Raw genomic sequence first — 9,704 nt, 5'->3', positions numbered from 1 at the left:
CGCCGCGAGCGCCGCGACGGCTGCCGCGGCCGGCGTGCCGGCGACCTGCGCGCCCGAGCCGGCGGCGCCCCTCGTCGAGATCTGCCGGCTGCGGGCCGGCGTCGTCGACACGGGCGACGGCGCGTCGGCCCTCGCCGCCGGGGGAGCGCCGATCGCCGAGGGCGCCGCCGGACTCGGGCAGCTCCAGTCGGGCATCGCCGGACTCGCGGACGGCGCGTCGCAGCTCTCGAGCGGCTCTCCGCAGCTGCGCGACGGTGCGGACCGCCTCACCGCGGGCTTCGAGGGACTCTCCGGCGGCCTCGGCGAACTGCAGTCGGGCGCCTCGGGCGCCGCGTCAGGCACGTCGGAGCTTGCGGGCGGACTCGCGCAGCTCCGCGACGGAGCCTCGGCGTCGGCCGATGGCGCGACCAGACTCGCCGACGGCACGGGCGAGCTGGCCGACGGACTCGCGGAGGGCGCCGAGGGCTCCTCATCCCTCACCGACCTCGATCCCGAGGACACCGCCTCGGTGGTCGCCGAGCCGGTGACCGTCGCGGCGCAGCGCGACAACGCCATCGACTCGCTGGGCCAGGTCATCGCGATGCTGCTCGCACCGATCGGCCTGTGGCTCGGTGCGATGGCGCTCTTCCTCGTGTTCCGTCCGTTCGGGCGGGAGGCGCTCGCCAGCACGGCGCCGACGGGACGGCTCCTGGCTCGCACGCTCTTCCGCGGCTCGCTCGTCGGCCTCGCCCAGGCGGCGGCCGTCGTGCTGCTCATGCATACGGCGCTCGGCGTCGACTGGGCGCTGCTGCCGCAGACGCTCGCGTTCTCCGCACTGCTCGCGGTCGCGTTCACGGCGATCCACGCATTCCTCAACGCGTGGCTCGGGCGCGCCGGCACGATCGTGTCGCTCGTGCTCGTCGTGCTCCAGCTCGCGGCATCCGGTGGGCTCTACCCGCTCGAGATCGTGAGCGGGCCGTTCCAGGCGGTGAGCCCGTTCCTGCCGTTGACCTGGGCGGTGCAGGGCATGCAGCTCATCGTGAGCGGCGCCGGAGGCGGGGCCGTCGCCGGAGCCGCCGCGGTGGTCGCGCTGTTCGGGCTGCTCGGCGTCGCCGGCACCGCGGCCGTGGTGGCGCGGCGCCGCGGCATCCGCTCGGTGGGCTCGGCGCTGCCCTCGCCCGCCTGACGGCGACGTGGAGATCGCGACCCGGTGGCCCCCGTGGCTGCCGGGTCGCGTCGCGTCAGCGGCGGTGGGGGAGGATCGCGTCGATCGCCCGACGCAGCGGCGACTCGGACTGCGGCCGCTCGGGCTCGGCGGCCGGTGCGACGGCCGTGTGCTCGCGGGCGAACGCGAGCGTCTCGCGGAGGAGGTCGAGCCGCTCCGCCTCGGACTTCGCCTTGCGGGTGTTGATCTCGGCGACCACCGAGCCGTTCCACCCGCGGTCGGCCAGCCACCGCAGCGTCTCGGCGACGGGCTGGGTGCCGCGACCGGGCAGCAGGTGCTCGTCGAAGATCTGTCCCTCGCCGATCGCGCCCGTGCCGTCGCACAGGTGGACGTGGCGGAGTCGGTCGCCCAGGTCCTTCGCGTACTCGAGGCTGTCGACGCCGGAGAGCGAGGCGTGCGAGAAGTCGAGCGTGACCGCGTCGCAGTCCATCTCGCGCGGGTCCCAGCCGGGCGCGTACGCCTTCATGTTCCGGCCGGCGGCGCGCCACGGGAACATGTTCTCGACCGCGATCTCGACGCCGTGCGCGCCCGAGAACTCCCGCACCGCGGGCAGGAACTCACGCGCGTAGGTGGCCTGCCACCGGAACGGCGGGTGCACGACGACGGCCTCGGCCCCGACGGCCGCGGCCAGTTCGGCCGTGCGGTCGAGCTTGACGCGCGGGTCGCGGCCCCAGACGAAGTGGGTGAGCAGCAGCACGGGCGCGTGGATGGAGAGGATGGGCAGATCCCACCGCTCCGACATCTCGTTGAGGCCCTCGGCGACCTGGGTGGTGAGCTCCTGGGTCACCATGATCTCGATGCCGTCGAACCCGGCCTCCTTCGCGTATCGGAAGGCGTGCTCGGGCTCGAGTGGGTACACACAAGTGGTGCTCATACCGATTCGGATCATGAGGATCGCAGTCTAGCCCGGGCGGCTGGACGCAGGGTGAGGACTTGCCGCCCTGTTAGCCTGAACGCCGAGCAGTCCGAGGAGGACCCGACGCCGTGAAGCCCGATTCCCAGCCCGACGACCTGTTCCCCGATGGCGCGTACGACATGGTCGTCGTGTCCAACCGCCTGCCCGTCGACTACGTGGGCGGCGAGGGAGCCGACACGCAGTGGAAGGGCTCGCCCGGCGGTCTCGTGACGGCGCTCGAGCCCGTCATGCGCGAGAACGACGGCGCGTGGGTGGGCTGGGCGGGCGTCGCCGATCGCGAGTTCGACCCGTTCGAGCACGACGGCATCTCGATCATCCCCGTGCCGCTCTCGGCCGACGAGGTCGAGGAGTACTACGAGGGCTTCTCGAACGACACCCTGTGGCCGCTCTACCACGACGTGATCGCTCCGCCCCGCTTCCACCGCGAGTGGTGGGACGCCTACGTGCGCGTCAACCGCCGCTTCGCGGAGGCCGCCGCCCGCGCGGCTGCCGAGGGCGCGGTCGTGTGGGTGCAGGACTACCAGCTCCAGCTCGTCCCGCGCATGCTCCGCGAGAGCCGGCCCGACCTCGTGATCGGCTTCTTCAACCACATCCCCTTCCCCGCATACGGCATCTACTCGCAGCTGCCGTGGCGTCGCCAGGTCGTCGACGGCCTGCTCGGCGCCGACGTCATCGGCTTCCAGCGAGCAGCGGATGCCGGCAACTTCACGCGCGCCGTCCGGCGCCTCTACGGCTACCGCACGCGCGGTTCGGTGCTCGAGGTGCCCGGCCCCGACGGCGAGACCCGGCATGTGGTCGCCCGGCACTTCCCGATCTCGATCGACGCGGCCGCATTCGAGCGGATGGCGCGTCGCCCCGAGGTGCAGGAGCGCGCCCGGGAGATCCGCAAGAGCCTCGGCGACCCCGATGTCGTGATGCTCGGGGTCGACCGACTCGACTACACGAAGGGCATCCGCCACCGCATCAAGGCGTTCGGCGAGCTCCTGCGCGACGGGCGGCTCACCGTCGAGGAGGCCACGCTCGTGCAGGTCGCGAGTCCCTCCCGCGAACGCGTCGACACCTACCGGCAGCTGCGCGACGAGATCGAGCTGCTCGTCGGGCGGCTGAACGGCGACCACTCCACGCTGGGGCATCCGGCCATCTCGTACCTGCACCACGGCTACCCGCGCGAGGAGATGGCGGCGCTGTACCTGGCCGCCGACGTCATGCTCGTCACCGCGCTGCGCGACGGCATGAACCTCGTCGCGAAGGAGTACGTCGCCTGCCGGTTCGACGACGACGGCGTGCTGCTGCTCAGCGAGTTCACCGGTGCCTCCGACGAGCTGCGCCAGGCGATCCTCGTGAACCCCCACGACATCGAGGGCCTGAAGGACGCCATGGTCGAGGCGACCCAGATGCCCAAGCGCGAACGGGCGCGGCGCATGCGCGCGCTGCGCAAGCGCGTGAAGGACAACGACGTGGCCAACTGGTCGGCGACGTTCCTCGAGACGCTGACGGGCGTGGGCAAGATCCAGCCGGGCGTGCCGGACGCCCTGCGCAGCGCCGTCGCGCGCATCGCCGAGGTCGAGCGGCTGCTCGTCGCGCTCGACTTCGACGGCACCCTCGCGCCGTTGGTCGACCGTCCCGAGGACGCGCGGGCCACCGAACGGGCGCGCGCCGCCATCGAGCGGATGTCGCAGCACGAGGACACGCGCGTGGCCCTCGTCTCCGGCCGAGCGCTCGACAGCCTGAAGGACGTCGCCTCGCCGCCGGTCGCCGCGCTGCTCAGCGGCTCGCACGGCGTCGAGCTGCAGCTCGACGCGAGCGGCGTCACGATCGACCTGCGCGAGAACGAGCTCACGCGGCTCGAGCAGCTCATCGACATCGTCGAGAACGCGGCATCCGCCGCCGACGGCGCCTGGGTCGAGCGCAAGCCGGCCGGGATCGCCCTGCACACCCGCAAGCTCGGCGCGACCGCGGGCGCGGCGCTCCAGCGCGAGGCTCGCGAGCGCGTCGAGCAGGCGCTGCCCGGGCTGGCGACGCGGACCGGCAAGAACGTGCTGGAATTCGCGGTCCGCGCGAGCGACAAGGGCGAGGCCGTCACGCGGTTGCGCCAGCACGCCGGTGCCGACGCCGTCCTCTACGTGGGCGACGACGTGACCGACGAGGACGCGTTCGCGACGCTCGAGATCGACGACGTGGGCGTGAAGGTCGGCCAGGGGAAGTCGCTCGCGGCCTACCGGCTCCGCGGTCCCGACGACGTCGCCGAACTGCTCGAGGTGCTCGCCGACGCCCGCGACGCCGCACGGTGAAACCGGTCTCTGGCGGCATCTAGACTCGACGCATGTCGGAGATCGATCCCAAGCCCCGCAGTCGCGTCGTCACGGATGGCATCGAGGCCACCACGAGCCGAGGCATGCTGCGTGCCGTCGGCATGGGCGATGCCGATTGGGAGAAGCCCCAGGTCGGCATCGCGAGCTCGTGGAACGAGATCACCCCCTGCAACCTCTCGCTTGCCCGCCTCGCGCAGGCGGCGAAGGAGGGCGTGCACGCCGGCGGCGGCTACCCGCTGCAGTTCGGCACCGTGTCCGTCTCGGACGGCATCTCGATGGGCCACGAGGGCATGCACTTCTCCCTCGTCTCGCGCGAGGTCATCGCCGACTCGGTCGAGGTCGTCATGCAGGCCGAGCGCCTCGACGGGTCGGTGCTGCTCGCGGGCTGCGACAAGTCCATCCCGGGCATGCTCATGGCCGCCGCTCGACTGGACCTCGCATCCGTCTTCCTCTACGCCGGGTCGATCGCGCCGGGCTGGGTCCGCCTCGAGGACGGCACCGAGAAGGACATCACGATCATCGACTCGTTCGAGGCCGTCGGCGCGGTCAAGGCCGGCAAGATGAGCGAAGCGGATGCCAAGCGCATCGAGTGCGCGTTCGCTCCCGGCGAGGGTGCCTGCGGTGGCATGTACACCGCGAACACCATGGCCTCCGTCGCCGAGGCGCTCGGACTCTCGCTGCCCGGCTCGGCGTCCCCGGCGTCCGCGGACCGCCGTCGCGACTACTACGCCCACCGGTCCGGCGAGGCCGTCGTGAACCTGCTGAAGACCGGCATCACCGCCCGGCAGATCCTCACCAAGGAGGCGTTCGAGAACGCCATCGCCGTGGGCATGGCGCTCGGCGGCTCAACCAACATCGTGCTCCACCTGCTCGCCATCGCCCGCGAGGCCGAGGTCGAGCTCACCCTCGACGACTTCAACCGCATCGGGTCCAAGGTGCCCCACATCGGCGACCTCAAGCCGTTCGGCAAGTACGTCATGAACGACGTCGACCGCCGCGGCGGCCTGCCCGTGCTCATGAAGGCCCTGCTCGACGCGGGGCTCATGCACGGCGACGTGCTCACAGTCACGGGGAAGACCCTCGCCGAGAACCTCGCCGAGCTCGACGTCGCGCCGCTGGACGGCGAGGTGCTCCGCACCCTCGACAACCCCATCCACGAGACCGGCGGCCTGACGATCCTGAACGGCTCGCTCGCTCCCGACGGCGCCGTCGTGAAGACGGCCGGCTTCGACGCGGCGACCTTCGAGGGGCCCGCGCGGGTCTTCGAGCGCGAGCGGGCCGCGATGGACGCCCTGACCGCCGGCGAGATCAAGCACGGCGACGTGGTCGTCATCCGCTACGAGGGCCCCAAGGGCGGACCGGGCATGCGTGAGATGCTCGCCATCACCGCCGCCATCAAGGGCGCTGGGCTCGGAAAAGATGTACTACTCTTGACGGACGGTCGATTCTCAGGCGGCACAACCGGCCTGTGCATCGGCCACATAGCACCCGAGGCGGTCGACGCAGGTCCGATCGCCTTCGTGCGCGATGGTGATCTGATTCGGGTCGATATCGCGGCTCGTTCCATCGACCTACTGGTCGACGGGGCCGAGCTGGCAGCCCGCCGTGACGGCTGGGCGCCGCTTCCCCCGCGCTACACCCGAGGCGTCCTCGCGAAGTACTCCAAGCTCGTGCGCTCCGCAGCCGAAGGCGCGACCACGGGCTGAGGCTCTCGCCTGTCCCGAACACCACGCACCATGAACAGGAAACGAATGACCACGGAAGCCAGCCCCGTGCCATCGCCCGCCAGCCTGTCGCAGTCGCAGAGCGGTCCCGAGATGCTCACCGGAGCCCAAGCGGTCGTCCGCTCGCTCGAGCTGCTCGGCATCACCGACGTCTTCGGGCTCCCCGGCGGCGCCATCCTCCCCGTCTACGACCCGCTGCTCGACAGCCGCAAGCTCCGCCACATCCTGGTCCGCCACGAGCAGGGCGCCGGCCACGCGGCCGAGGGCTACGCCTCGTCGTCGGGCAAGCTCGGCGTCGCCATCGCGACCTCGGGCCCGGGCGCCACCAACCTGGTCACCGCCATCGCCGACGCGCACATGGACTCGGTGCCCTTCCTCGCGATCACCGGCCAGGTGTTCTCGAACCTCATGGGCACCGACGCGTTCCAGGAGGCCGACATCGTCGGCATCACGATGCCGATCACGAAGCACTCGTTCCTCGTGAAGACGGCCGAGGAGATCCCGGCCACCATCGCGTCGGCCGTGCACATCGCCACGACCGGCCGCCCCGGCCCCGTGCTCGTCGACATCACGAAGGACGCCCAGCAGGCCACCTTCCCGTTCCAGTGGCCGCCGAAGCTCGACCTGCCCGGGTACCGGCCGATCACCAAGGCGCACGGCAAGCAGGTGCTCGCCGCCGCCCAGCTCATCGCCGAGGCGAAGCGCCCGGTGCTCTACGTCGGCGGCGGCATCATCCGCGCCGGTGCCTCGGGCGAGCTGCAGGCGTTCGCCGAGGCGACGAACGCGCCGGTCGTCACGACGCTCATGGCGCGCGGCGCGTTCCCCGACTCGCACCCGCAGCACCTCGGCATGCCCGGCATGCACGGCACGGTGCCCGCCGTGCTCGCCCTCCAGGAGGCCGACCTGCTCGTCGCCCTCGGCGCCCGCTTCGACGACCGCGTCACGGGCAAGGCGGCGCTGTTCGCCCCCGAGGCCAAGGTCGTCCACGTCGACATCGACCCGGCCGAGATCGGCAAGATCCGCGCCGCCGACGTGCCCATCGTGGGCGACGCGAAGGACGTCCTCGTCGACCTCCTCGCCGCCTACCGCGAGGTCACGCGCCAGCACACGCCCGACGTCGCCGACTGGTGGTCGACGCTCGACGGCCTCCGGTCCGAGTTCCCGCTCGGCTACACCCAGCCCTCCGACGGGCTGCTCGCGCCGCAGTACGTGATCCAGCGCATCGGCGAGCTCACCGGCCCCGAGGGCGTGTACGCCGCGGGCGTCGGCCAGCACCAGATGTGGGCCGCGCAGTTCATCAAGTACGAGCGGCCCAACGCCTGGCTGAACTCCGGCGGCGCCGGCACGATGGGCTACGCGGTGCCCGCCGCCATGGGCGCCAAGGTCGCCGAGCCGGAGCGCACGGTGTGGGCGATCGACGGCGACGGCTGCTTCCAGATGACCAACCAGGAACTCGCGACCTGCACCCTGAACGACATCCCGATCAAGGTCGCGGTGATCAACAACTCCTCGCTCGGCATGGTGCGCCAGTGGCAGACGCTGTTCTACGACGGCCGGTACTCCAACACCGACCTGAACACGGGCCACGACACCGCCCGCGTCCCCGACTTCGTCAAGATGGCCGAGGCGTACGGCGCACTCGGCATCCGCGTGACGAAGGAGGAGGAGGTCGACGACGCGATCAAGCTCGCGCTCGAGACCAACGACCGCCCGGTGGTGATCGACTTCGTCGTCTCCGCCGACGCCATGGTGTGGCCGATGGTGCCGCAGGGCGTCTCCAACTCCTACATCCAGTACGCCCGCGACCACTCGCCGGCCTTCAGCCAGGAGGACTGAACATGTCGACCCACGTGCTCTCCCTCCTCGTCGAGGACAAGCCCGGCCTGCTCACCCGCGTCGCGGGACTCTTCGCCCGCCGCGGATTCAACATCGAGTCGCTCGCGGTCGGTCACTCCGAGATCGACGGGCTCTCCCGCATCACGGTCGTCGTCGACGTGGAGGACCTGCCGCTCGAGCAGGTCACCAAGCAGCTGAACAAGCTCGTCAACGTGCTGAAGATCGTCGAGCTCGACCCCGCGCAGTCGGTGCAGCGCGAGCACCTGCTGATCAAGGTCCGTGTCGACAACGCCACGCGCTCGGCGGTGCTCGAGGCCGTCAACCTGTTCCGCGCGCGCGTGGTCGACGTGTCGACCGACGCGCTGGTCATCGAGGTGACCGGCGACTCCGGCAAGACGACGGCGCTGCTCCGCGTGCTCGAGCCGTACGGCATCAAGGAGATCGCCCAGTCGGGCCTCCTCGCGATCGGCCGCGGCGGCAAGTCCATCACCGAACGCGTCTACAAGAACTGACACCGGTGGTCGAGGAGCACGCGATGCGCGCGCACCGAGACCGCCTGCCCGAACCCATCACAAGGAGAAAGACCGCACATGGCTGAGATCTACTACGACAAGGACGCCGACCTCTCGCTCATCCAGGGCAAGAAGGTGGCCGTCATCGGCTACGGCTCGCAGGGCCACGCGCACGCGCAGAACCTCCGCGACTCCGGCGTCGAGGTCGTCATCGGCCTCAAGGAGGGCTCGAAGTCGACGGCGAAGGCCGAGGAGGCCGGCTTCGAGGTCAAGAGCGTGGCGGATGCCGCGGCCTGGGCCGACGTCATCGTGATCCTCGCCCCGGACCAGTTCCAGCGCCACATCTACGCCGAGTCCGTCAAGGACAACCTCGCCGAGGGCAAGACGCTCGTCTTCGGCCACGGCTTCAACGTCCGCTTCGGGTACATCGAGGCCCCGGCGGGCGTCGACGTGATCCTCGTCGCGCCGAAGGCCCCGGGCCACACCGTGCGCCGCGAGTTCGTCGCGGGCCGCGGCATCCCCGACATCATCGCGGTCGAGCAGGACGCCTCGGGCACCGCCTGGGACCTCGCCAAGTCGTACGCGAAGGCGATCGGCGGCACCCGCGCCGGCGTCATCAAGACCACCTTCACCGAGGAGACCGAGACCGACCTGTTCGGCGAGCAGGCCGTGCTCTGCGGCGGCGTCTCGCAGCTCGTGCAGTACGGTTTCGAGACCCTCACCGAGGCGGGCTACCAGCCCGAGATCGCCTACTTCGAGGTGCTCCACGAGCTGAAGCTCATCGTCGACCTCATGTGGGAGGGCGGCATCTCGAAGCAGCGCTGGTCCGTCTCCGACACCGCCGAGTACGGCGACTACGTCTCGGGCCCGCGCGTCATCGACGAGCACGTCAAGGAGAACATGAAGGCCGTGCTCGCCGACATCCAGGACGGCACGTTCGCCAAGCGCTTCATCGACGACCAGGACAACGGCGCCAAGGAGTTCCTCGAGCTCCGCGAGAAGGGCCAGGGTCACCCCATCGAGACCACGGGCCGCGAGCTGCGCAAGCTCTTCGCGTGGACCCAGGTCGACGAGGACGACTACGTCGACGGCGAGGTCGCTCGCTGATCCTCGCGCCTTCTGCGCGTGGCGACGGCGAGGTCGCCCGCTGACGCTCTCGAACGCCTCGCACCATCCCGCACGGCGGGGCCGGTTCCGACC

The 9,704-nt window shown here is 71.0% G+C and carries 7 protein-coding genes; 6 read left to right on the top strand and 1 reads right to left on the bottom strand.

Annotation, left to right across the window (positions count from 1 at the left end):
* A partial coding sequence (locus AVP42_RS04765; protein WP_157356730.1) for a YhgE/Pip family protein occupies window positions 1-1,165 on the top strand: 1,165 nt, incomplete at its 5' end.
* Window positions 1,166-1,220: 55 nt separating this feature from the next.
* Here the strand turns inward: AVP42_RS04765 and AVP42_RS04760 are convergent.
* Window positions 1,221-2,093 carry a sugar phosphate isomerase/epimerase gene (locus AVP42_RS04760; RefSeq protein ID WP_067946647.1) on the bottom strand — a complete coding sequence of 291 codons (873 nt, stop codon included), beginning with the start codon at window positions 2,091-2,093 and terminating at the stop codon, window positions 1,221-1,223.
* A 95-nt stretch (window positions 2,094-2,188) separates the two neighbouring features.
* Between AVP42_RS04760 and AVP42_RS04755 the strand changes: the two genes are divergently transcribed.
* The 5 genes from AVP42_RS04755 (at window position 2,189) to ilvC (ending at window position 9,611) form a co-directional block, all read left to right on the top strand.
* Complete coding sequence (locus AVP42_RS04755; protein ID WP_308198815.1) at window positions 2,189-4,411, top strand: bifunctional alpha,alpha-trehalose-phosphate synthase (UDP-forming)/trehalose-phosphatase; 2,223 nt, start codon at window positions 2,189-2,191, stop codon at window positions 4,409-4,411.
* 32 nt (window positions 4,412-4,443) lie between these two features.
* Window positions 4,444-6,138: a dihydroxy-acid dehydratase gene (gene ilvD / locus AVP42_RS04750; protein ID WP_067946645.1), complete on the top strand. Its 1,695-nt coding sequence runs from the start codon at window positions 4,444-4,446 to the stop codon at window positions 6,136-6,138.
* Between the two features lie 45 nt (window positions 6,139-6,183).
* Window positions 6,184-7,992, top strand: coding sequence for an acetolactate synthase large subunit (locus AVP42_RS04745; RefSeq protein WP_067946643.1), 1,809 nt, complete (start codon window positions 6,184-6,186; stop codon window positions 7,990-7,992).
* Window positions 7,993-7,994: 2 nt separating this feature from the next.
* A complete protein-coding gene (gene ilvN, locus AVP42_RS04740; protein ID WP_067946641.1) occupies window positions 7,995-8,504 on the top strand; it encodes an acetolactate synthase small subunit in 510 nt (169 codons plus the stop codon).
* Between the two features lie 78 nt (window positions 8,505-8,582).
* Window positions 8,583-9,611: a ketol-acid reductoisomerase gene (gene ilvC / locus AVP42_RS04735; protein ID WP_067946639.1), complete on the top strand. Its 1,029-nt coding sequence runs from the start codon at window positions 8,583-8,585 to the stop codon at window positions 9,609-9,611.
* The last annotated feature ends 93 nt before the right edge of the window (window positions 9,612-9,704 follow it).

This window comes from Agromyces sp. NDB4Y10 (assembly GCF_001620055.1).
GTDB classification, from domain to species: Bacteria; Actinomycetota; Actinomycetes; order Actinomycetales; family Microbacteriaceae; genus Agromyces; species Agromyces indicus.
The sequence above is the reverse complement of the archived record's forward strand: the minus strand, read 5'-3'. Positions and strand labels throughout refer to the sequence as shown.

What these genes read in the sequence shown, in the direction of transcription:
- ilvD (WP_067946645.1), top strand. Translation starts at nt 4,444, where the DNA reads ATGTCGGAGATCGATCCCAAGCCCCGCAGTCGCGTCGTCACGGATGGC.
- ilvN (WP_067946641.1), top strand. Translation starts at nt 7,995, where the DNA reads ATGTCGACCCACGTGCTCTCCCTCCTCGTCGAGGACAAGCCCGGCCTG.
- AVP42_RS04745 (WP_067946643.1), top strand. Translation starts at nt 6,184, where the DNA reads ATGACCACGGAAGCCAGCCCCGTGCCATCGCCCGCCAGCCTGTCGCAG.
- AVP42_RS04760 (WP_067946647.1), bottom strand. Translation starts at nt 2,093, where the DNA reads ATGATCCGAATCGGTATGAGCACCACTTGTGTGTACCCACTCGAGCCC.
- ilvC (WP_067946639.1), top strand. Translation starts at nt 8,583, where the DNA reads ATGGCTGAGATCTACTACGACAAGGACGCCGACCTCTCGCTCATCCAG.